This window comes from Streptomyces sp. TSRI0107, assembly GCF_001905845.1.
Lineage (GTDB): Bacteria > Actinomycetota > Actinomycetes > Streptomycetales > Streptomycetaceae > Streptomyces.
Genome location: NZ_LIVZ01000005.1, coordinates 161,384 through 182,853, shown reverse-complemented (window position 1 = coordinate 182,853; position 21,470 = coordinate 161,384). Strand labels below are relative to the sequence as shown.

Annotated in this window: 21 protein-coding genes and 1 tRNA gene; 1 reads left to right on the top strand and 21 read right to left on the bottom strand. The window is 70.2% G+C overall.

The annotated features are described in order from the left end of the window. Positions 1–175 precede the first annotated feature (175 nt). The 9 genes from AMK31_RS14620 to AMK31_RS14580 form a co-directional block, all read right to left on the bottom strand. Positions 176–1,309 (bottom strand): LCP family protein, encoded by a 1,134-nt coding sequence (locus AMK31_RS14620; RefSeq protein ID WP_073940940.1) that lies wholly within the window; start codon positions 1,307–1,309, stop codon positions 176–178. 222 nt (positions 1,310–1,531) lie between these two features. Beyond that, positions 1,532–3,346 (bottom strand): trypsin-like serine protease, encoded by a 1,815-nt coding sequence (locus tag AMK31_RS14615; RefSeq protein ID WP_385312389.1) that lies wholly within the window; start codon positions 3,344–3,346, stop codon positions 1,532–1,534. A gap of 181 nt (positions 3,347–3,527) precedes the next feature. Next, positions 3,528–5,510, bottom strand: coding sequence for a transcription termination factor Rho (gene rho, locus AMK31_RS14610; protein ID WP_073940939.1), 1,983 nt, complete (start codon positions 5,508–5,510; stop codon positions 3,528–3,530). A gap of 407 nt (positions 5,511–5,917) precedes the next feature. Continuing rightward, on the bottom strand, positions 5,918–6,856 hold the full coding sequence (gene thrB / locus AMK31_RS14605) for a homoserine kinase (RefSeq protein WP_073940938.1): 939 nt from the start codon (positions 6,854–6,856) through the stop codon (positions 5,918–5,920). A 279-nt stretch (positions 6,857–7,135) separates the two neighbouring features. Then, positions 7,136–8,194: a threonine synthase gene (thrC, locus tag AMK31_RS14600; protein ID WP_073940937.1), complete on the bottom strand. Its 1,059-nt coding sequence runs from the start codon at positions 8,192–8,194 to the stop codon at positions 7,136–7,138. 6 nt (positions 8,195–8,200) lie between these two features. Then, the gene (locus tag AMK31_RS14595; protein WP_073941283.1) at positions 8,201–9,490 is read right to left on the bottom strand and encodes a homoserine dehydrogenase; all 1,290 of its coding nucleotides are present in this window, start codon (positions 9,488–9,490) and stop codon (positions 8,201–8,203) included. Positions 9,491–9,652: 162 nt separating this feature from the next. Beyond that, positions 9,653–11,044, bottom strand: coding sequence for a diaminopimelate decarboxylase (gene lysA, locus AMK31_RS14590; protein ID WP_073940936.1), 1,392 nt, complete (start codon positions 11,042–11,044; stop codon positions 9,653–9,655). Positions 11,045–11,061: 17 nt separating this feature from the next. Then, positions 11,062–12,099 carry an ArgS-related anticodon-binding protein NrtL gene (nrtL, locus tag AMK31_RS14585; protein ID WP_073940935.1) on the bottom strand — a complete coding sequence of 346 codons (1,038 nt, stop codon included), beginning with the start codon at positions 12,097–12,099 and terminating at the stop codon, positions 11,062–11,064. A gap of 282 nt (positions 12,100–12,381) precedes the next feature. Beyond that, positions 12,382–12,894 carry a response regulator gene (locus AMK31_RS14580; RefSeq protein WP_073940934.1) on the bottom strand — a complete coding sequence of 171 codons (513 nt, stop codon included), beginning with the start codon at positions 12,892–12,894 and terminating at the stop codon, positions 12,382–12,384. A gap of 120 nt (positions 12,895–13,014) precedes the next feature. Between AMK31_RS14580 and AMK31_RS14575 the strand changes: the two genes are divergently transcribed. Then, positions 13,015–13,086, top strand: a tRNA-Arg gene (locus tag AMK31_RS14575). 268 nt (positions 13,087–13,354) lie between these two features. Here AMK31_RS14575 and AMK31_RS14570 read toward each other — a convergent pair. The 12 genes from AMK31_RS14570 to AMK31_RS14515 form a co-directional block, all read right to left on the bottom strand. Continuing rightward, on the bottom strand, positions 13,355–14,242 hold the full coding sequence (locus AMK31_RS14570; RefSeq protein WP_079186834.1) for a nuclease-related domain-containing protein: 888 nt from the start codon (positions 14,240–14,242) through the stop codon (positions 13,355–13,357). 71 nt (positions 14,243–14,313) lie between these two features. After that, entirely contained in the window at positions 14,314–14,658 is a 345-nt protein-coding gene (locus AMK31_RS14565) for a hypothetical protein (RefSeq protein ID WP_073940932.1), read from the bottom strand. Positions 14,659–14,689: 31 nt separating this feature from the next. After that, positions 14,690–16,063, bottom strand: coding sequence for a tyrosine-type recombinase/integrase (locus AMK31_RS14560; protein ID WP_073940931.1), 1,374 nt, complete (start codon positions 16,061–16,063; stop codon positions 14,690–14,692). Beyond that, positions 16,060–16,254: a helix-turn-helix transcriptional regulator gene (locus AMK31_RS14555; protein ID WP_069926930.1), complete on the bottom strand. Its 195-nt coding sequence runs from the start codon at positions 16,252–16,254 to the stop codon at positions 16,060–16,062. The genes AMK31_RS14560 and AMK31_RS14555 overlap by 4 nt, the downstream gene beginning before the upstream one ends. Further along, the gene (locus AMK31_RS14550) at positions 16,230–17,549 is read right to left on the bottom strand and encodes a replication initiator (protein WP_073940930.1); all 1,320 of its coding nucleotides are present in this window, start codon (positions 17,547–17,549) and stop codon (positions 16,230–16,232) included. The genes AMK31_RS14555 and AMK31_RS14550 overlap by 25 nt, the downstream gene beginning before the upstream one ends. A gap of 130 nt (positions 17,550–17,679) precedes the next feature. Then, positions 17,680–17,925 (bottom strand): SpdD protein, encoded by a 246-nt coding sequence (locus tag AMK31_RS14545; RefSeq protein WP_073941282.1) that lies wholly within the window; start codon positions 17,923–17,925, stop codon positions 17,680–17,682. Between the two features lie 17 nt (positions 17,926–17,942). After that, a complete protein-coding gene (locus tag AMK31_RS14540) occupies positions 17,943–18,137 on the bottom strand; it encodes a hypothetical protein (protein ID WP_073940929.1) in 195 nt (64 codons plus the stop codon). Between the two features lie 9 nt (positions 18,138–18,146). After that, on the bottom strand, positions 18,147–18,338 hold the full coding sequence (locus tag AMK31_RS14535; protein WP_073940928.1) for a mobile element transfer protein: 192 nt from the start codon (positions 18,336–18,338) through the stop codon (positions 18,147–18,149). After that, the gene (locus AMK31_RS14530; RefSeq protein ID WP_073940927.1) at positions 18,338–18,538 is read right to left on the bottom strand and encodes a hypothetical protein; all 201 of its coding nucleotides are present in this window, start codon (positions 18,536–18,538) and stop codon (positions 18,338–18,340) included. The genes AMK31_RS14535 and AMK31_RS14530 overlap by 1 nt, the downstream gene beginning before the upstream one ends. A gap of 20 nt (positions 18,539–18,558) precedes the next feature. Then, the gene (locus AMK31_RS14525; RefSeq protein ID WP_073940926.1) at positions 18,559–19,155 is read right to left on the bottom strand and encodes a DUF2637 domain-containing protein; all 597 of its coding nucleotides are present in this window, start codon (positions 19,153–19,155) and stop codon (positions 18,559–18,561) included. Positions 19,156–19,237: 82 nt separating this feature from the next. Continuing rightward, complete coding sequence (locus tag AMK31_RS14520; RefSeq protein WP_073940925.1) at positions 19,238–20,611, bottom strand: FtsK/SpoIIIE domain-containing protein; 1,374 nt, start codon at positions 20,609–20,611, stop codon at positions 19,238–19,240. 5 nt (positions 20,612–20,616) lie between these two features. Further along, entirely contained in the window at positions 20,617–20,967 is a 351-nt protein-coding gene (locus tag AMK31_RS14515) for an SCO3933 family regulatory protein (RefSeq protein WP_073940924.1), read from the bottom strand. Between the last annotated feature and the right edge of the window lie 503 nt (positions 20,968–21,470).

Here is a 21,470-nt window from a genome sequence, read left to right as displayed (position 1 = left end):
CGTTTGGATCAGCCCGGCTGTGAGGGACGGTGCGTCCTGGCCGAGTCGAGCGGGGTCTGGTGCGTGCAGCTGCAAGGCGGAGGAGGGAGTCGACGCGGCGCGTCGGCGACTGACGACAACGCGGCAGATGTGCGTGCCAGACCCTGCGACGCCGGGATGATCCAAACGACAGGGCCTAGCTCACCACGCCCTTGGCTTCGCCTGTCGCCGTGCCCTTCGTGGCCGACTTGGGGATCGGTCTGTCGTTCTTCAGGGCCGTCCAGACCTGCTGGGCCTTGGCCTCCGCCAGCAGGACCCGGTTGGGGTCGGCGGGGTCGTAGACGACCGGCATGGTGATCATGGTCATGTCGGAGGCGCCGATGCCCTTGAGGCCGCTCGCGAAGGACAGCAGGGAGTTCACCGAGCCCAGGTCGGAGTCGGTGGTCACGGTGTCGGTCGCGGTGTCGGCGAGGTCGTAGAGCCTCTTCGGGTTGCCGAAGAGGTCGATGTCCTTGACCTGGTCGAGCAGGGCCTTGAGGAACGCCTGCTGGAGCTGGATGCGGCCGAGGTCGGAGCCGTCGCCGACGCCGTGCCGGGTGCGGACCAGGCCGAGGGCCTGCTCGCCGGTGAGCCGGTGGGTGCCGGCCGTCAGGTCGAGGTGGCTGTCGGGGTCCTCGATGTCCTGGGTGGTGGTGACCTCGACGCCGCCCAGCTCGTCGATGAGCTCCTGGAAGCCGCTGAAGTCGACCTCCAGGTAGTGGTCCATGCGGATGCCGGTCAGCGATTCGACGGTCTTCACCGCGCAGGCCGCGCCGCCGGTGGAGTACGCGGAGTTGAACATCACGCCGGAGGCCGCGGGGTGGCTGCCGCCGTCGGTGTCGGTGCAGGCGGGGCGGTCGATGAGGGTGTCGCGCGGGACGGAGACCACGCTCGCCTTTTGATGGCCCTCGTAGACGTGCACGATCATCGCCGTGTCGGAGCGGGCGGTGCCGTCGTCGGCGCCGCCGCCGAGCTCCTTGTTGCTGCCGGAGCGGGTGTCCGAGCCGAGGACCAGGATGTTCTGCGAGCCGTTGTCGACCTTCTCGGGGCGGTCGGTGCCGAGGGCCTGGTCGATGTCGACGCTCTTGAGGTTGCCGTTGAGCTTGAAGTAGACGTACCCGACGCCGGTGCCGCCGAGGACGACGATGCCCGCCGCGGTCCAGGCCGTGATCATCAGCCCCTTGCGGTGTGCGGCCCGGGGCTTGCGGCGCCGGCCCTTGCCTCGCCGGCTCGGGCCGCTCGTGCGGGGCTCGCCCGGTATGCCGGGCTCCGGCGTGCTCTCGGCAGACATGTGCTCCTCGGCTCTCGTCCGGTCGGTTACCCCCTGCGGTGGCGGTCGGACGCGGTCGTGCCCGACGTCCCGGCACCGCTCCATCGTCGTCCCGTGGGGTCAGACGGGGGAAGTCGGCACAGGGTTGCATGACGCACTGTGCCCGCCCGGGGCTCGGGCGGGCACGGTGCGTAGCGGTCGTGAGCGGCGGGTCACCGCGCTCACCTGCGATTTCGGGGTGACTCAGCCAAAGATGTCGTACTGCTTGAAGTCGGTCCCGACGGAGATCCTTGTGGCGAAGATCTCGCTCGTGGCCTTCCCGGTGCCCTTGTAGAGGTAGAGCGTGCCGCCGGGCGTACGGGCCAGGAAGTCGGCCTTGCCGTCGCCGCTGATGTCGCCGACCGCGTCGAAGGCGTTGTAGTCGCTCCAGGTGCGCACCTTGGTCCGAGTGGAGAAGGCGCCTGTGCCGGCCTTGCCGGTGCCCTTGTAGAGGTACACGTGGCTGCCGGTCTTGCTGCGGGCGATCAGGTCGGTCCTGCCGTCGCCGGTGAAGTCGCCGTGGCCGCGCACGGAGTTGTACTGGTTCCAGCCCGAGCCGGCCTGCACGCGGGTCGCGAAGGAGCCGTCGCCCTTGCCGGGGTAGATCCACAGCACGCCGGCCGAGTCGACCGAGAGCAGATCGGGGAGGTAGTCGCCGGTGACGTCGCCCGGGGTGACGATGCGGGTGCGGGTCTTCCAGTTGTCGGCGAGCCGCGTGGTGGTCCAGGAGTTGCTGCTGCGCACGTAGTGGGACCAGAAGACGTCGCCGTCGCTGCTGCGGCGGTACACGAGGTCCTGGTAGCCGTCACGGTCCAGGTCGGTCTGCAGGACGAGGTTCACACCGGACCAGTCGCCCCACGACTCGCGGGCCGCGAAGGAACTCCCCTTGGAGTCCTTGGAGTAGCCGGTCGCGGTGGACGCGTTGCGCACCCACAGGTCGGCCTTGTGGTCGCCGCTGATGTTGGTGTCGTCGAGGCGCGGGTAGGCGGCGCCGACGTACGAGCCGACCTTGGTGAAGACGCTGTAGGCACCCCGGGCGACGCAGTCCTGCACGCCCCACGAGACGATGCCGACGATCCGGTTGTTCACGACCAGCGGGCCGCCGGAGTCGCCGTTGCAGGCGCTGGTGGTGCCGCTGTCGCTGCCGGAGGCGGGCTTGCCCGCGCAGACCATGTGGCCCTTGACGAAGTCCGAGCCGTAGGCGGCCGCGCAGGTGGTGTCGGACTGCACGGGCAGCGTGGCCGTCTTCAGCGTCTCGGAGACGTCGTCGTTCGTGGAACTGGTCCGGCCCCAGCCGTAGACCTTGGCGCTGGTCCCGGCGGCGTACGAGGCGGTGTCCCCGGACGTCGTCATCCGGATCGGCGTCGCCTTGACCGCGTACGGCAGGGTCAGGACCGCGATGTCGCCGTCGATGGTCGCCGAGTCGTACGACGGCAGGTGCCACTGCCGCCAGACGCCGCTGAGGCTGCCGCCGTGCAGGTCGGTGATGTAGCCCTGGTCGTCGACGGCCGGCAGCTGCGCGGTGCCCGTGATGACCGAGCCGTGGCCGTTCCAGTCGTACCCGGCGACGCAGTGCGCGGCTGTGAGGATCTTCGTCGGCGCGACGACCGCGCCACCGCAGAAGAAGCCGACGTCGTCGCTCTTGTCGGCGGTGCCCTTGTCGTCGCCGTACCAGAGCTGGGCCATCCACGGGGCCGAGGTGATGGTCGTGGTACTGCCGCCGATGATCTTCGCGTCGACGGTCCCCTCGCTGGTCCCGGCGCTGTACGACGACTTGCTCAGCCCCTTGCCGGCCGCTTCGTCCCCGGCGATCGCGGTGACGAGCCGCCGCTCCAGCTCCGCGGCGGAAGCCGAACTCACGGCGGGCTCGAAGGCGGGCTTCGGCAACGAGGTGGCCGCGTCCGCGGACCCGGTCAGCAGCGCCGCGGCGACAGCGACGGCGACACCGGCCGCGGAGACGGGCAGGGCGAGACGTATGCGGCGTCTGTGACGACCGGACCGGGACGAGGTCGTGGACAAGAAAGTCCCCCCAGAGGTGCAGGAGTGAGAAGGGGCGCATGGATACGCCCGTTCTCCTCAGCGCCAAAAGGCCGGTCCTCGTCACTGACGTGACGAGGACCGGCCTTCGGGGGGCGCGGGGAACTGCGCGACAAGCCACAGCGCACCCGCAGCCGACAACGACCTGGACGGTCGACGGCGACTAGTCGCCGTTCCCCGGCGCGGGCGTCGTCTTCTGGATCTGCATAAGGAACTCGACGTTCGACTTCGTCTGCTTCATCTTGTCGAGCAGCAGCTCGATCGCCTGCTGCTGGTCGAGCGCGTGCAGCACCCGCCGCAGCTTCCAGACGATGCCCAGCTCCTCGGCCCCGAGCAGGATCTCCTCCTTACGGGTACCGGACGCGTCCACGTCCACCGCCGGGAAGATCCGCTTGTCCGCGAGCTTGCGGTCGAGCTTGAGCTCCATGTTGCCGGTGCCCTTGAACTCCTCGAAGATCACCTCGTCCATGCGGGACCCGGTGTCCACCAGAGCGGTGGCGAGGATGGTCAGCGAGCCGCCGTCCTCGATGTTGCGGGCCGCGCCGAAGAAGCGCTTCGGCGGGTACAGGGCGGTCGAGTCGACACCACCGGACAGGATGCGGCCGGAGGCGGGCGCGGCGAGGTTGTACGCACGGCCCAGACGCGTGATCGAGTCGAGCAGCACGACCACGTCGTGACCCAGCTCCACCAGGCGCTTGGCGCGCTCGATGGCCAGCTCGGCGACCGTGGTGTGGTCCTCGGCCGGGCGGTCGAAGGTCGAGGAGATGACCTCGCCCTTCACCGACCGCTGCATGTCGGTGACCTCTTCCGGACGCTCGTCGACGAGGACGACCATCAGGTGGCACTCGGGGTTGTTGTGCGTGATCGCGTTGGCGATCGCCTGCATGATCATGGTCTTGCCGGTCTTCGGCGGGGCCACGATCAGACCGCGCTGGCCCTTGCCGATCGGCGACACGAGGTCGATGATCCGCGTGGTCAGCACGCCCGGGTCGGTCTCCAGACGGAGCCGGTCCTGCGGGTACAGCGGCGTCAGCTTGTTGAACTCCGGCCGCCCACGGCCGTGTTCGGGCGCCATGCCGTTGACGGAGTCCAGGCGGACCAGCGCGTTGAACTTCTCGCGCCGCTCGCCTTCCTTCGGCTGGCGGACCGCGCCGGTGATGTGGTCACCCTTGCGCAGGCCGTTCTTGCGGACCTGGGCGAGGGAGACGTACACGTCGTTCGGGCCCGGCAGGTAGCCCGACGTACGGATGAAGGCGTAGTTGTCGAGGATGTCCAGGATGCCCGCGACCGGGATCAGGACGTCGTCCTCGGCGATCTGCGGCTCCTGCACGTCGTCGCGCCCGCGACGGCCCCGGCGGTCGCGGTAGCGTCCGCGACGGCCACGGCGGCCGCCGTCGAAGTCGTCGTCGTCCTGTTGCTGCCGGTCGCGCTCCTGGCGGCCCTGCTGCTGGCTCTGCTGCTGCCGCTGGCCGCCCTGGCCCTGCTGGTCGTCGCCCTTGCGGCGGTCACGGTCACGGTCCCGGTCCCGGCCGCGCTCACGGCGGTCGCGACGGCGGCCCTCGGCGCCGTCACCGGCGTCACCCTTGGCCTCGCCCTGCTGCGGCTGCTGCTGCGCGGGCGTCTCGGCCTTCGGCTCGCTCTTCGCCTCGGCGGCGACCGTCTCGGGCGCGGCGGCCGCGGGCGCGCCGGCCTCGGCGGTGGCGCGGCGACGACGGCGCTCGGCGGGAGCGTCCTCGCTCGCAGGCTGACCGGGAATCTCGATCTGCTGCTGGGCCACGGCCTTCTCGGCCGGGGCCTCGGACTTGTCCGCCTTCTTCGCGGCGGCGGATTCCTCACCCGTACGGGCCTTGGAGGTGGCGCGGCGCTTGGGCTTGGTCTCGGTGGCGGTCTCGGCCTTGGCGGGGGCTCCCCCGGCGGCCTGCGCCTCCTTGATGACCTCGATCAGCTGGCTCTTGCGCATCCGCGCGGTGCCCCTGATGCCGAGGCCGGATGCGACCTGCTGCAGCTCGGCCAGCACCATGCCCTCGAGGCCGGTACCGCGGCGCCGCCGGGAGCCGGCACCGGTGGCAGGCGCGGAGGCGTCCGTGGCGGGCGCGGCAGCGGTCTCCTCGACACGTGCGCCCATCAGATCGGTGGTGTCGCTCACGAAGGGTCCTTCCCTGGAGCGGACGTCGGCCTGTCTGGCTCGGCGACCGGTTGTGCTGTCCGGCTTCGGTCCTTGCTGTGTGAACCGTGCCGGGGCGGTGGTCCGCCTAATCGGCGGGAGAGATATCTGGTGATGGCGCTTCCTCGAGCCGTGGCACCTGGTGTCACGTGGCGTGGTCGCACCGGTTCCGGAGCGTGCCCGGCGGGCCGCTCAGTGTCGGCGTACGACGTACTGCCCGCATACGAGGTACGAGACACAGTGCGACTTGGGGGGCTCCCGGAAGAATCTCTGTCCCGGACGGGGACACGAGGCACCTCGCCATGGTGGGGTCGGGTGCAGACTTGAGATTAACACTACCGGATCCAACAAACATTCCCCCTCTCCACATCCGGCAATCGCCCGCTCTTTCAATCCGCGCCGGGCGCGGCGCCGGTCGCGAGCGGCAGAACGCTCGCTCCCTGCGCGTCCAGGGCCAGCCGGTTCGCGGCCCAGTCCGATCCGGCCAGCGCCTCCACCTTGTCGGCCGTACCGGCGTCGGCCAGGGCCATCACCGTGGGGCCCGCGCCGGAGATCACCGCGGGGATCCCGTCGGCGCGCAGCCGCTCCACCAGCGCCGCGCTCTCCGGCATGGCGGGGGCGCGGTACTCCTGGTGGAGACGGTCCTCGGTGGCGGGCAGCAGCAGCTCGGGGCGCCTGGTCAGGGCCTCGACGAGCAGGGCGGCACGGCCCGCGTTGACGGCGGCGTCGACGTGCGGAACGGTGCGCGGGAGCAGGCCGCGCGCGGTCTCGGTCAGGACCGGCTTTCCGGGCACGAAAACCACCGGAACGATGGAATCCGCGGGGTCCATCCTGATCGCCCGCGCGGCGCCGTTCTCCATCCAGGAGAGGGTGAAGCCGCCCAGCAGACAGGCCGCGACGTTGTCCGGGTGACCCTCGATCTCGGTGGCGAGTTCCAGCAGGGCCGCGTCGTCGAGCCGGGCCTCGCCGCCTATGGTCACGGCGCGCGCCGCGACGATGCCGGCGCAGATGGCGGCGGAGGAGGAGCCCAGGCCGCGGCCGTGCGGAATCCGGTTCGCGCAGACGATCTCCAGGCCGCGCGGCTGTCCGCCCAGCAGATCGAAGGCGGTGCGCAGGGAGCGGACGAGGAGGTGCTTCTCGTCGCGGGGAAGCGTCTCGCTTCCCTCACCCGCGATGTCGATGTGCAGCCCGGAGTCGGCCACCCGGACGACCACGTCGTCGTACAGCCCCAGCGCGAGGCCGAGGGCGTCGAAGCCCGGGCCGAGGTTGGCGCTGGTGGCGGGGACGCGCACCCGGACGGCGGCGGCGCGGAAGGCTGGACCGGCCATCGCTCGATGACTCTCCTTGAGCTGCGTGATTGTCGAAGACATTCGATGACATTCGATGACGTACGAGAACCCAGGGGCCGCTGAGGGGCCGCTGATCACGAAGACCGCGCGGCACCGCGGCATATGCGGCGGGCGGGTTCAGTACAGCCTATCGAAGGAAGGTTCTGTGGCGACATAGGGCGCACAGGAGGCGCACGATGCGTGTCGTAAGCCCCCTGTGCACCCCCCGTAAGGGAAGTTCCCCAGGCAAGCGCCGTCTTACGCCTGACGTGGCGCTCGTTACACCAGGCCGAGCCGCTCGGCCGCCGTCGCCGCGTCGACCGGGACGGTGACCGGCTGCGGGGCGCCGGCGACGGCCCAGTCCGGGTCCTTCAGGCCGTTGCCGGTGACAGTGCAGACGATCCGCTGGCCCGGATCGACCTTGCCCTGCTCGGCGGCCTTCAGCAGACCGGCCACCGACGCCGCGGAGGCGGGCTCCACGAAGACGCCCTCCTGCGCGGCCAACAGCCGGTAGGCGCGCAGAATTTCACGGTCCGTCACCTCGTCGATGAACCCGCCGGACTCGTCGCGGGCGTTCAGCGCGTGCTGCCAGGAGGCGGGGTTGCCGATCCGGATCGCGGTGGCAATGGTCGACGGGTCCTTGACCACCTCGCCGCGCACGATGGGCGCGGAGCCGGAGGCCTGGAAGCCCCACATGCGGGGCGTCTTGGCGGACACGCCGTCGGCGGCGTACTCCTTGTAGCCCCGCCAGTAGGCGGTGATGTTGCCGGCGTTGCCGACCGGGAGGACGTGGACGTCGGGCGCGTCGCCGAGCATGTCGACGATTTCGAACGCGGCCGTCTTCTGGCCCTCGATACGCACCGGGTTGACCGAATTGACCAGCGCGACCGGGTAGTTGTCGCTGAGCGCGCGGGCCAGCGTGAGGCAGTCGTCGAAGTTTCCGTCGACCTGGAGGATCTTCGCGCCGTGCACCAGGGCCTGGCCCATCTTGCCGAGCGCGATCTTGCCCTGCGGGACGAGAACGGCCGAAACCATACCGGCCCGCACGGCGTACGCGGCGGCACTCGCCGACGTGTTGCCGGTGGAGGCGCAGATGACCGCCTTCGCGCCCTCCTCCTTGGCCTTGGAGATGGCCATGGTCATGCCGCGGTCCTTGAAGGACCCGGTGGGGTTCGCGCCCTCCACCTTGAGGTGGACCTCGCAGCCCGTGCGCTCGGAGAGCACCTGCGCGGGCACGAGGGGCGTGCCGCCCTCGCGGAGCGTCACGACCGGCGTGGTGTCGGATACCGGCAGCCGGTCCCGGTACTCCTCGATGATTCCGCGCCACTGGTGGGTCATTGCTGGTTACTCTCCTTCAACCCGCATGATGCTGGCGACACCGCGCACGGTGTCGAGCTTGCGCAGCGCCTCGACGGTCCCGTTCAGGGCGGCGTCGGACGCGCGGTGGGTGACGACGACGAGGGAGGCCTCGCCGTCCTTCCCCTGCTGGCGAACCGTATCGATCGAGACTCCGTGCTCGGCGAAGACGGTCGCGACCTGGGCGAGAACGCCCGGTTTGTCAGCCACGTCGAGGCTGATGTGGTAGCGCGTGACGACCTCGCCCATGGGCGAGACGGGCAGCGCGGCGTAGGCGGACTCGCCGGGGCCGGTGGTGCCGCTGAGCCGGTTGCGGCAGACGGCGACGAGGTCGCCGAGGACGGCGGAGGCGGTGGGCGAGCCGCCGGCGCCGGGGCCGTAGAACATCAGCTGGCCGGAGGCGTCCGATTCGACGAAGACCGCGTTGTACGCGCCGCGCACGGAGGCGAGCGGGTGGGTCAGCGGGATCATCGCCGGGTGCACGCGCGCGGTGACGGACTCCCCGTCGGCGGCCCGCTCGCAGATGGCGAGCAGCTTGATGGTGCAGCCCATCTCCTTGGCGGAGGCGAAGTCCGCCGCCGTCACCTCGGTCATGCCCTCGCGGTAGACGTCGTCGAGGCGCACCCGGGTGTGGAAGGCGATGCCGGCCAGGATCGCGGCCTTGGCGGCGGCGTCGAAGCCCTCGACGTCGGCGGTCGGGTCGGCCTCGGCGTATCCGAGCGCGGTGGCCTCGTCGAGGGCCTCCTGGTAGCCGGCGCCGGTGGAGTCCATCTTGTCGAGGATGAAGTTCGTCGTCCCGTTGACGATGCCGAGCACCCGGTTGACCTTGTCGCCGGCGAGCGACTCGCGCAGCGGCCGGATCAGCGGGATGGCGCCGGCGACGGCGGCCTCGTAGTAGAGGTCCTTGCCGTGCTCCTCGGCCGCCGCGTGCAGGGCGGCGCCGTCCTGGGCGAGGAGGGCCTTGTTGGCGGAGACGACGGAGGCGCCGTGCGCGAAGGCGGTGGTGATGAGGGTCCGCGCGGGCTCGATCCCGCCGATGACCTCGACCACGACGTCGATGTCGCCGCGTTTGACGAGGGCGGTGGCGTCGGTGGTGACGAGGGAGGGGTCGATGCCCTCACGGACCTTGTCGGGCCGCCGTACGGCCACACCGGCCAGCTCCACCGGGGCCCCGATCCGGGCGGCGAGGTCGTCGGCGTGCGTCGTCATGATGCGCGCCACCTCTGAGCCGACCACTCCACAGCCCAGCAGCGCCACCTTCAGCGGACGCGTACGCATCATCCGACCTCGTTTCCTCTTACCGTCTTCGGTTTCACCAGTCTCACTCACCGGACCGGAGTTTCTGCCACCGGTCCGGATCGTGAGACATCTATTTCATTTCCGCAGAGTGGTCGACAGAAGATCTTCCAGATCCTCCACCCCGGCGGCTCGCGGCGGGCTTCAGCCCACGTCGAGCCTCAGCAGATCGTCCTCCGTCTCCCGGCGGACGATCACCCGCGCCTCGCCGTCCTTCACGGCGACGACCGGCGGGCGGAGCACATGGTTGTAGTTGCTGGCCATGGACCGGCAGTACGCCCCGGTGGCCGGTACGGCGATCAGGTCGCCCGGTGCCAGGTCGGCGGGCAGGAACGCGTCCCGGACCACGATGTCGCCGCTCTCACAGTGCTTGCCGACGACCCGGGCCAGCATCGGCTCGGCGTCGGAGGCGCGGGAGACCAGGGCGACGCTGTACTCGGCGTCGTAGAGCGCGGTACGGATGTTGTCCGACATGCCGCCGTCGACGGAGACGTACGTCCGCAGCCCGTCGAGCGGCTTGACGGTGCCGACCTCGTACAGGGTGAACGCGGTCGGGCCGACGATGGCGCGCCCGGGCTCGACGGAGATCCGCGGGGTGCGCAGCCTGGCGGCCTCGCACTCCCGGGTGACGATCTCGGTGAGCGCCTTGGCGATCTCGTGCGGCTCGCGCGGGTCGTCGTCACTCGTGTACGCGATGCCGAGCCCGCCGCCGAGGTCGATCTCGGGCAGCTCGACGCCGTGTTCGTCCCGGATGTCCTTCAGCAGCCCGACCACGCGGTGGGCGGCGACCTCGAACCCGGACATGTCGAAGATCTGCGACCCGATGTGCGAGTGGATCCCGATCAGCTCCAGCCCGTCCAGCTGCAGCGCCCGCCGCACGGCCTCGGCGGCCTGCCCGCCCGCGAGCGGGATGCCGAACTTCTGGTCCTCGTGGGCGGTCGCGATGAACTCGTGCGTGTGCGCCTCGACCCCGACAGTGATACGAATCTGCACCCGCTGCCGCTTGCCGAGCTCCCGGGCGATGTGCGCGACCCGCACGATCTCCTGGAAGGAGTCGAGCACGATCCGCCCGACTCCGGCACGCACGGCCCGCTCGATCTCCGCCGGGGACTTGTTGTTGCCGTGGAAGGCGATCCGGTCGGCGGGCATCCCGGCGGACAGCGCGGTCGCCAGCTCGCCACCGGAGCAGACGTCGAGGTTCAGCCCCTCCTCGTGCAGCCACCGCACCACCGCGCGGGACAGGAACGCCTTGCCGGCGTAGAAGACGTCGGCGTCGTGACCGAAGGCGGTGCGCCAGGCCCGCGCCCGCGCCCGGAAGTCGGTCTCGTCGAGGATGTACGCCGGGGTGCCGAACTCCTCGGCGAGGCGCTTGACGTCGATACCGCCGACGGTGAGGACCCCGTCCTCGTCCCGGCTGACGGTCTGCGCCCACACCTTGGCGTCGAGGGCGTTGAGATCGGCGGGCGGCGCGGAGTAGTGGCCCTCGGGCAGGACGTCGGCGTAGCGGGGCCCGGCGGGATGTGCGGAACGGCTCATGACGTGTCGTGGCTCTCTCAGAGATGTTCGGGTGCGTCGATGCCGAGCAGGGACAGGCCGCCGGCCAGCACCGTCCCGGCGGCTTCGGCGAGGGCGAGCCGGGCACGGTGGGCGGCCGAGGGTTTCTCCTCACCACGCGGCAGCACGGCGGGCAGGATGGGGAGAACGGCATCGGCGACGGTGACGAGGTGCCGGGCGAGACGATCCGGGGCGCGATGGGTGGCGGCCGCGGCGAGAACCCGGGGGTGATCGGCGAGGGAGGCGAGCAGAGGGTCGACGTGGCCGCCGGCGCGGCCGTCGGCGCGGTCGTCGATGTGGTCGTCGGCGTGGTCTTCGATGTGGTCGAGGTCGCCGAGCGGGCCGGGCTCGGAGGTGAAGCCGAGATCGGCGGCGTTGCGCCCGAGAGCCCGGGTGCGGGCATGGGCGTAGCGAACGCGGAAGAGGGGATTGCTCTCCCGCTGGACGAGATGGTCGGCGGAGATCCGGGGCCGGTCGTGCGGCGCCGGATGCAGCAGCGCCCAGCGGGCGGCGTCGGGCCCGAGCGGGGCGGGATCCTCCGGCGCGGGCACCGGCCGCAGCGTCACGGGCTCCCCGTGCGCCACCTCGGCCCGCCCGCCCTGGCTGGAGACGATCCGCACGATGGCGTCGGCGACGACCTCGGCACGCGCGTCGTACGGGATACGAAGGGAGACGACCTGCCCGGCGAGACCGTCACCGTGCCCGTACGCGAGCCCCTCACCGAGGATCCGCCGCACGAGCCCCTCGGCCGCGGAGGCCGTCAGCCGGATATTGAGAAACCCGGGCCCGGTGATCTCGACACCGGTGACTCCGCTCGCCGCCGCCAGATAGGGCCGGATCACCTCGGCGACCCGCAGCGCCGGCTGCCCGGCGGGCCGCGCCAGCTGCAGCGCGACGTTGGTCGCGTAGTCCCCCCAGCCCCCCGGCCCCGGCGGCGCCACCACGACCCGCGCAGGAACGGTCACCCTCAGCTCCCCCGCGTCGACAGCACAACGCACCGCGTGCAGCACGGTGCGCGAGAGCTCGACGGGGGTCACGGGACAAGCGTAGGGGAGGAGGGGGGTGGGTATGCGAGCCGGTTTGGGGAGGGTTCCGGCATGTGGACGAGGGGTGGTGGGCTGGTGGGGGGAGGAGAGGGCGCTGCGTCGGGCAGTTGCCGGCGTGGGGTTGGCTCGCCACGGGGAGGCACAGGGCGCTGGGCGCTGAGCGTGCTCGGCGTGCGCGGTGCCCTCGGCGTGCACGGTGTGCTCGACAAACACACCCCACCACCGCACGACCTCACCGCACCACTCATCGACCTTCACGCCCGTACCGGCAGATCAATGACCAGCGCGTCCGCGCCCGGCGATCTCCCCTTCCTCCGCGCCGAGCAGCCCGCAGCCGGGCCCGCTCGGCCCGTCCCCCCGCCCCTCGATCAACCGCCGAACGATGCGCACGAGCTCCGTCGGCTCGAAAGGCTTGGCGAGGAAGGCATCGACGCCGAGGTCCAGACCGCTCTCCACCTCGTACTGCGTACAGGCACTGACGATGGCGAGCGGAAGATCACACGTCCGCGGGTCGGCCCGCAGCCGCGCGGCGGTCCGCAGCCCGTCCAGCCGCGGCATCACCACATCGAGGGTCACGACATCCGGCCGCACCTCATGCACCACTTCCAGACACTCGGCACCATCGGCCGCGGTCACGACCTCGAGGCCCTCCAGCTCGAGATTGACCCTGATCAGCTGCCGGATGACCTTGTTGTCGTCCACCACAAGCACCCGGCCCGACGCGCCTGACACAACTTGAGAGTAGGTCCGGACCGGCCACCGCGTCCCGGTTTTCCCCACTTCCACCCCCTGCGGGCGCCCCCACCCTCCCCCCGAAGACGCCCCGCCCCGCAAAACCCGTTCATGAACACCCCTGCGGAGCTGGTAGTGTTCTACCCGTCGCCGCGAGACACCGCGAACGACGAAGCCCCCGTAGCTCAGGGGATAGAGCAACGGCCTCCGGAGCCGTGTGCGCAGGTTCGAATCCTGCCGGGGGCACCCTGTATGAGGTGCCCAAAGACCCCGTCACCAGCGGAAACGCTGAGGCCGGGGTCTTCGCGTATGTGCAGCCGTATGCGGCCCGGAGCGGCCGTATGTCGGGGGCTGTGGACGAGGCGTGGACGGGATCTTGGAGCGTCGCCGCAGGTGAGGTCCGGGAAAGAGCGAGGACCCGCACCGCGGCCAGATGGCCCAGCCCCAACGATGGTCATGCCTTGGAGGCCACCCACAGCTCTCGCGAGGGGGCTGCTCACCGGGCACACACAGCTCAAGCCTGAAGCCAGGCCTGGCGGTGGCGAGCGACGCTGTACACCTGCTCGACCTGCTCGGGAGTCAGCACCCCTGAGAGCGGCGCCAGTGCCGCTACCTGACGCTCCTGATACACGCGCACGCTGAGCTGTGTGGCGACCACCTTCAGATCGGTGACGCCGACGAAGACGAGCACCGGCTCCACCGGTACGGGAAAGCCGCAGTAGTGCTCAAGCACTCGGGCCACTCGCTTGGCCTCCGCCCGGCTCTTGCGTGCGTAGGGCGCCGGCTTTCCGTGGTCGACCTTCACGGAATCGTCGCCGACCCATACGGCCCTTTTGTGGTGGTGCTTTGTGTTGATGCTGAACACCCCGCCGGGACCGATCAACAAGTGATCGACATCCACCTTGTTGGCCAGGGGGATGGAGTGCAGGACACGCCAACCGTGGCGCGCTAAGCGGTTCAGCTCGGCCCCCACTCTCTTCTCCCCCGCCAGCCCCTTCCGCCAGGAGTCCCAGTCCGTGGGACGCCGCAGGAGCTGTGAGACGACCCGTTCGATCAGACCTACGCCGGACTTATCGAGCAGGTCGCGGAGGGACTCACCAGGACGGTTGGCAGACAGGTCGTCGGTCGGCGTCAAAGGCGGCAGCATCGGGCGGGTTTCAGCCTCAGGTGCCCCCTGTGGCAGGACCGGCTCGGGGTTGTCCCGTAAGTGGTGTGTCAGCACGGCGATCACGTCGTCGCGATACTCAGCGACCAGGACGGTGATATCCCCCGTCCTCACGTCTGCCCAGCCGACCGCAGTGCCATCGGGCAGATTCGCGTACAAACGATCATGCCCGTACCGCTTCCAGCGCGTGACCTTCAGCTCCACGAGCCCCCCTCGTCCGCTCTCAACTCGAAGCATCGCAGCAGGTAGGGCTCAGAACGAGAGAGGCCCCGGACAATGTGCCGGGGCCTCGCACGTCAACTCACTCATCACACTTGGATCTCGCGAACCAGGGTGTCGTCTCCCTCGTAGAGCTCCAGTGAGTAGCTCAAACCGAGGCGATGGAGTACGCCGCCGAGCTCGTCAAAACACTGAGGGTCTACGACTCCGTTCAGCAGAATGTCCGGACCCTCGATCGGCTCGACCTCAAGCCGGCACCAGCTGGTTTCGACCTCGTAGCCGCGCCAGGAAGACGACCTAGAACTCCACCCCGTCCGCACGAAGTGCTGGGCCACCGCAGAGGCGTCCCGGCAACCACGCAGAACACCGCATACGTTGTTGCCAACCTCCACCCACTCAAGATCGAGCCTTTGGCCATCGTCGGATATGTCCACGCCGGAAGTATGAGGCCCAGGTTCCGTGCGATCACTCGTATTCACGCAAGAGGTCCTCGATACGCCGGTTGGCGACGTCCTGCCGGCCGTCGAGGCACTTCGCGTAGCGGGTCAGCAGGACCTCCACGCTGTTGCCGGCACGCTCGGCCACCTCGGTCGGGTCGACACCCGCGTTCAGCCACGTCGACAGCGCCGAGTGGCGGAGGTCGTACGGCCGACTCGCGAGCGGCGAGGCTGCGACGGCCGGCGGGAGCGCGAGGAGCCGGGCTTCCTGCCACACGCGGTAGTAGGTCGAGGACGGGACGACCGAACCCTTCTCGCTGAAAAAGAGCCGTCCGTCGTCCGCCGTACCGAAGGTGGCCAGGTGCTCGCGGAGCACGGCGACGAGGTGAGGCGGGATCGGCACCCGCCTCACGTCCTCGGTCGGTCGGTTCTTCAGCCCGCGGTCGTCGTGGGTCTCCCCCGAGTCGGTCCACTGCTTGCCGACCGACGGGCGAGTCCGATGGAGCAGTGCCGAGCCCCAGCCCCGTTCGGGAAGGGTCAGGTCCGTCTCGACGAGGCCTACCGCTTCCGTCGGCCGGAGACCGCCGAAGTACATGGCGGCGAACAGGCCCACGAGGCGACGGCCTCGGGCACGCCGGTATCCGCCCACATAGGAGACGGCCGCCAAGAGGCTGCGAGCCTGCTCAGGGTTGGCGACGACGCGCGGGTCCACCTGGTTGGACACCTTCGGTTTCTGCCAGCGGACCGCCGTGATGGGGTTCTCCCGCAGTTCCCCCAGGTCGACCGCATAGTTCGCGGCGTTGACGAGCGTCCGACGCTTACGCCGCACGGTTTCCGCCGCGGCTGCCGTGCCGTCGAGCTTGAGCTTCAGTGAGTCGAGAACCGCGCGGGCCGTGGCGGGCTCAGCGAGATCGGCGAGCGGTCGAGAGGCTTTGGACACCCAGTGGAGAACGTTCCGCACGTCGTCCGGGACTTCCCGATCGTCAGGCCCCGGCAAGACGAAGGCCCAGTTACGAAGTGCCTTACGAAGCGCCTCATCGGACGGACGTCCGGCGCGGTCGTCGAGGAGTTCCACCGTCACGCTGGTAAGTGATTCGTTGATGCCGTCCCGTGTGTTGGGGGCGGCGTGGGGCCACTTCATGGCGAGGTACCTGAGGGCGAAGGCGTACCACGACACGGCCGACTTCTTCTCTTCCATAGAGGCCGGAAGGCCCGACTCCGTGTCGAACTCCTCACCGTCGCGCATCGCCCGCATCAGCTTCGCGCGGTAGTGGTCGGCGAGCGCCTTGGTGCGGAAGGAGTCTGAGAAGACATTGCCGGCCACGGACCAGCGGACGCCGTATGAGGGCGTTTTGGTGTTCCGCTTTCGGACGCCCCAGACCTTCACGTCGAGAGACTTCACGCCGCCGCCTCCAGCTGTCGCAGCCACGTGGCGAAGTCGCTTCGCCAGATTCGGAGCTCTCCATTGGGGAGCTTGAACGCCTCAGGCCCCAGCCCCAGCTCCCGCCAGCGGTAGAAGGTCCGTCGAGAGACACCGCCCAGTTCGTCGAGCACCTGGCGGACAGTCATCAGCTCGTCGTGACGGTGGTCCATGTCGGTTCTCCTTCCGTTCCGATGGCAGGTTCGAGAGACGCGGCGAGCCAGGTCTCGGCGGCGCTGAGGCCGGTTCCGGCGAACACCCAGTGGGCGAGGACGAGCGTGGTGTCGCCGTCCTGAGGGGCGGGCGGAGCCGTCTGGGCCCGTCGCCAGGCGGCACGGGCGGTGCGGAGGGCGCCGAGGGTGGTGGAGTAGCGGCGGGACTTGGTGGAGAAGTGGCCGCGGAAACCGAGCGTGTGGGCCCAGGCGCGCAGGCGGAGGTGTTCGAGATCCTTGCGGGCGCCAAGGGCCCAGGCGGTGCGGATCATGCGGCGGGCATGGTCGCTGATGCGGGCCTGTGCCAGTTCGGCCAGGAAGCGGATCGGCCGGTCCAGGGTGCCGGTTGCCGTCTCGGCGCCTTTGGTCGCGTACTTGGCGATGTAGGCGGCGACGGCCCGCTCAGTCAGTTCCTGGCCGCCGTCGAAGTCCGCAGAGCGGATCGGGCGGACGTCGAGCTGACGCCCGAAGGCGAAGGCATAGGCGCGGCCATCGATGACTGGGCCGTCGATACGTGCGGTGGTCGCGGCCGCGCGGATGGAGTCGGTAAGCAGCTCGGCGGTGGCCCAGGGCGGAGGTGAGGTATCCCCGCCTTCTGGGCCGTCGATGCGGATGACCGCGTGGAAGTGGACGGCCCCGCGCTTCTGGTACTCGGCGACCTTGGCGAAGGAGATACGGGCGTGGTCGCGGAAAGTGCGCTGAGTGAGCCCGGCCCGCTTGGCGACCTTCCGGCCGAGGTAGATCGAGAAGCGTCGCCACAGGGCCCCGGCGTGCGCGTTCCAGAGAACCGCCGCCTCGTAGTCGTAGCTGTCCGGGTTGAGCGGGGTGCCGAGCGCGGCGTCCTCCTGGTCGTGGTGGGTGCCGCAGCGGCAGGGACGTCCGTCGGTGCGGCGGTTGTGGACCGGACCAAAACCGGGGGCGGTGAAGGTGGCGAAGACACGCGGGTGGGTGGCGACCTGGTCGGAGGTGCCCTTGCCGCCGCGGAGTCCGGCGGTGATCAGGTGGTAGGTGTCGCGGCGGTAGACCTCGGCGCAGGCCGGACAACGGGTGGCCCGGCGGTTGTTGCAGCGGACGAGGAGTTGGCCGGCGGGGAGGGATGCGGAGTCGAGGTGGTGCAGGACGCTGCCGATCTCACCCGTGCGGGTGTCGACGTCGTATTCGGTGCGGTGACCGTCGAGGCGGACCGGGTGGGTGCAGCCACCCAGGCCGGAGAGTTGGCGGGCCAGCTCGGGCAGGTTACCGAGAGAGGCCAGCATGGAGAGTTCCGCCAGCGGGGGCGGAGTCTGCCGGGTGATGATGGGACTTCCTTTCGACTGTTTCGGCGGTGGAAGGGACGGCCCCGGGGCGGCGGGATGCTTGGCGGCTTGTTGCCGCCCCGGTGGCCCGTCAGCGCTTGTTCGCGCCGTTGACGAGGGAGCGCAGAACCACAGCGGCGATGGCCACGGACACGGCCGTGACGGCGAGGGCCGCCAGGAGCGCGGTGAGGACGATGCCGACGACGACCACGGCGGCGACCGCACCCGCATAGGGGGTGAGCGGACGGCCGGCGGACAGCACCGGAGCCTGCACTTGGTGCTGCGCGGTGAGGGGCGTGGGCGAGTGGGGGGATTCGGGGAGCTGGGGACGGAACAGCACAGCGGGCCTCCTGGTCACTTGTCGGTGCCGTCGACGACGTCGACGCCGGTGCGGGTGCCGGTCTCGATGGCGGGGGCGAGGAAGGTCTGGGAAAGCCAGAAGCCGAACAGGGCGATCACGACGGCGACCCAGAGGCGGACGCCGAGGAACTTGATCGCAGCCCAGGCGATGACGCCCAGGACGAAGACGAGCGGGAGCGAGACGGTCATCAGGTCTCCTCAGCGGACGCGGCAGCGGTGGGTGCGGGCGGCCAGCTCGGCGGCGGCGCGGCTGTCGTAGTCCGCGGAGAAGCCGCAGCGCGGAGCCGTGCACACGGCGGCGTGCTTCTCGCGGCCCCGGCCGTCGTAGTGCGTGCCGACCTGGACGGGGCCGATCCGGACGACCCGGCGGAAACGCGGGTTGGCGGGCATCAGGGCAGCTCCTTCGAGTCGGGATGGTTCTCGCCGGTGAAGTCGGCGACGTGGTGAAGCAGCCTCCGCCGGATCTCTTCGCCCTCGTACTCGTCGGCGGTGAGGATCACGGGTTCGGCGATAAGCACTGCTTCGGTGAGGCGGTTCTGGCGGGTCAGCTCGGCGGCGCGGTCGAGGGCGCGGAGCGTGGACGGGCGCATGTGTGGAAGTGCTCCTGTCTTCAGGTGAGTTGGGCGGCGATGGCTTCGGCGAGCGGTAGGGGGACGCCGAGCCGGGCGCGGAGGGTCGGGGTATCGATGGGGGTTCCGGTCCGGGCGCGGTGGTCGTCGGCGACCTTGCGGGCGTGTGTGACGAGGGCCGGCGGAACGGGGGTGGCAGGTGACGGGGCCGGTTCGGGCGCCGCTTCGACAGCGGGCCGCTCAGGCGTCGGGGCCGGGGCCGCTTCAGGCTCTGCGGTCGAGCCGTGGGCGAGGAGCGTGCCGCCGAGGAAGGCGACCGCGGGCCATCCGGCGACGAGGATCCGTAGCCAGGCCGGTACGGCGTCCAGGTCGAGCAGACCCGCCGTGGCGACGTTGGCGCCGAGCGACGCGGTCAGCGCGATGAGGAACCAGCACCACCCGGCCGCTTTCGACCCGCCGGAACGCAGTCGCCGCCAGGCCGCCACCAACAGCAGGTCGACGGAGACCGGATAGGCCCACGCCTTCCAGCCGTCCTGTCCGGCGGCTGCGGCCAGGTCGTGCAGGTGGGCGAAGGACAGCGCGGCAGGGATCAGGGCTTGGACGAGTACGGCGTCGAGGCGGACGGGCAGGGAACGCACGGCGCCACTCCTTCCGGTTCCGGGCATGGTGGGGTAGGGACTTGGCGCGGTACGGCCACGCCGGCCGATGGGTTGCGTACGGCTACTCGGTCACCGGGCAGGGAACGGTCGCGGTCCCGGAGGCCACTGCAGGCACGGGCGGGACGTACGGCCGGAAGGGCGCGAGCGCCGGTACGTCCGGGGCGAGGTGCGCCGATTCCCGGCAGGTGGCCGCAGCGTCGGCGAGGGACAGGTACGGGGTGCGGATGCGGGACCAGCCGCCGGAGGTGTCGCCGACGACGGCCAGGCCGGGCAGTTCGGGGGCGATGGAGCAGGCCGCATCGACCGCTTCGGGCGCGATGTCGCCGAGCGCCATCTTGGCGGAGGCTTCGTCGTTGACGCGGTGGCAGACACGGCCGGTCAGCTGGGCCCGCAGCATGGTCGCGCCCTTGCCCAGTTCGGCGCCGAAGCGCTGCCCGCACACTTCGAGGTAGATGCCGGCCGCGCGGCCGAGCTGGGCGAGCCGGATGAGGTGAGTGACCATCTCATCCCGCCGTTCCTCATCCTTGCGGGTGGCGACGAGGAAGAGTTCCGCAACCTCGTCGACGAACAGGACGATGGGGGCCGGACGTTCACTCTCCGGCAGGCCCCAGACGTCCGAGGTGATCTCCTCTTCCGGGGTGCCGGGGGCGATGCCCTGCCGAGCTTTGATCAGGTCGTATCGGTCCTCCATTTCCTTGACCAGGACAGGCAGCAGCTCGGCCGCTTCGTCCGGCTCGGTCGCCAGCGCGGAGAGCCGCGATGCGAAGGGCGCCAGCTCGACGCCGCGCTTGCAGTCGATGCCGGCCAGGGCGACGGGTTGGGCCGCGAGGCCGGAGATGAGGTGTCGGAGGTACATGGACTTGCCGGACAGCGTGGCGCCGAGGACGAGTTCATGCGGTACGGCGCGGTAGTCGCGGACGAACGCGGTCGCGTCCTCCCGGAGGGCCACCGGCACCCGCAGAAGCCCTCTGTCGATGCGGCGCGGCATGCGCACCTTGCGTAAGACGTCGTAGCCGACGAGCCGGAGTTCGACGACACCAGGCTTGACGTCCCGCACGTACACGGCGTGGACGCCCCAGGCGTGCCGCAGCCGTTCGGCCGAGGCGGCCACGTCCGCCGGTTCCTGTCCGGGAGCGAGCCGCAGCCGCACCCGGAGCCCGGTCGAAGTGGGCCGGATCATTCCCCGACGCGGAGGGACCGGCCGCACCTCACGGCGCGTCGTGGCGCGAACGGCCAGGGCCCGCCAGCGGGACGGCTCGACGGTCAGCCCGCAGGCGTCCATGGTCGAGGAGTACGAGGCCAGCAGCCGGGCCACCGAGAGCGGCAGCCCGACCGTGGACCAGTACGCCGCCGGGTGGGCGTGCCGGGCGTAGGCCGCGCCGCCTATCACGGCGAGCGGTCCGCCCAGCTCGGCCAACGTCACCAGGTCGGTCACGTCGATCAGCCCGCCTGAGCCATCTGGAAGGTGCCGGGCATGACGGCCGTGGCGCGGTAGGCGATGCCGTGCCGCTGCTGGCCGTTGAACACGCTCTGCCAAGGCCGGGCGACGAGGCCGGGGAGGGAGACCGGGGCGCCGACGGCCAAGCCGTCCGTCACACCGCTCTCCGGGATGGTGACCTGGATCAGCGACGACTCACCCTCGTCGATGTAGACGACGCCGATGGTCATCAGCGCCTCACCGCTCACGGCGTCCTTGGCGATCTCACCTGTCTGCCGGTCGCGCACCTTCGGCGCCGGCGCTTCGGTGAGCAGGATCGTCGCGGTCGAGGCGTCAACACGGATCACACGCACAGAGATTTCTCCTTCTGAGTCGATCAACTCGCCGCCTGACAAGTTGACTTAGCAAGTTCGAAGCTAGGGATGCCAAGTTGACTTGTCAAGCTGGAACGGTTGGGCCATCGGGTCGATCCACAAACTCGGTTTGCCGGAGGAGCACGACCGGCCAAGCTGGGACCATGCCTCGCCGAATCATGTTCGTGCAGCTCAAGACGGGCCACGACACCGACCGCGGACCCTCGTGGATCGGGTGGGTGGACTTCTCCAAGACCTGGAAGACCGCCTACTTCCAAGGTCGGACCCTGCGGCGCGCCACGGGTCTGGCTTGTTCGACGCGAACTTCTACGACGTCGAGACTGATGAGGCTTTCTGGATTTCCGGGCCGAAACGCGACGGGAGCGACACCCGGTATGGACCGGAAGGGCCGACCGTGGAGGATGACGCCGCGGACGCTTACCGAGCGTTTCTCCAGGGCGCACCACTTCCCGGCCGGGAGGATGGCTAGCCCTGGACCGGGC

Excerpts from the sequence above, each read along its gene's own strand:
- AMK31_RS14620 (WP_073940940.1), bottom strand. The coding sequence starts at position 1,309 with ATGTCTGCCGAGAGCACGCCGGAGCCCGGCATACCGGGCGAGCCCCGC.
- thrB (WP_073940938.1), bottom strand. The coding sequence starts at position 6,856 with ATGGCCGGTCCAGCCTTCCGCGCCGCCGCCGTCCGGGTGCGCGTCCCC.
- thrC (WP_073940937.1), bottom strand. The coding sequence starts at position 8,194 with ATGACCCACCAGTGGCGCGGAATCATCGAGGAGTACCGGGACCGGCTG.
- AMK31_RS14595 (WP_073941283.1), bottom strand. The coding sequence starts at position 9,490 with ATGCGTACGCGTCCGCTGAAGGTGGCGCTGCTGGGCTGTGGAGTGGTC.
- lysA (WP_073940936.1), bottom strand. The coding sequence starts at position 11,044 with ATGAGCCGTTCCGCACATCCCGCCGGGCCCCGCTACGCCGACGTCCTG.
- AMK31_RS14570 (WP_079186834.1), bottom strand. The coding sequence starts at position 14,242 with ATGCTTCGAGTTGAGAGCGGACGAGGGGGGCTCGTGGAGCTGAAGGTC.
- AMK31_RS14555 (WP_069926930.1), bottom strand. The coding sequence starts at position 16,254 with ATGGACCACCGTCACGACGAGCTGATGACTGTCCGCCAGGTGCTCGAC.
- AMK31_RS14550 (WP_073940930.1), bottom strand. The coding sequence starts at position 17,549 with ATGCTGGCCTCTCTCGGTAACCTGCCCGAGCTGGCCCGCCAACTCTCC.
- AMK31_RS14540 (WP_073940929.1), bottom strand. The coding sequence starts at position 18,137 with ATGACCGTCTCGCTCCCGCTCGTCTTCGTCCTGGGCGTCATCGCCTGG.
- AMK31_RS14535 (WP_073940928.1), bottom strand. The coding sequence starts at position 18,338 with ATGCCCGCCAACCCGCGTTTCCGCCGGGTCGTCCGGATCGGCCCCGTC.
- AMK31_RS14530 (WP_073940927.1), bottom strand. The coding sequence starts at position 18,538 with ATGCGCCCGTCCACGCTCCGCGCCCTCGACCGCGCCGCCGAGCTGACC.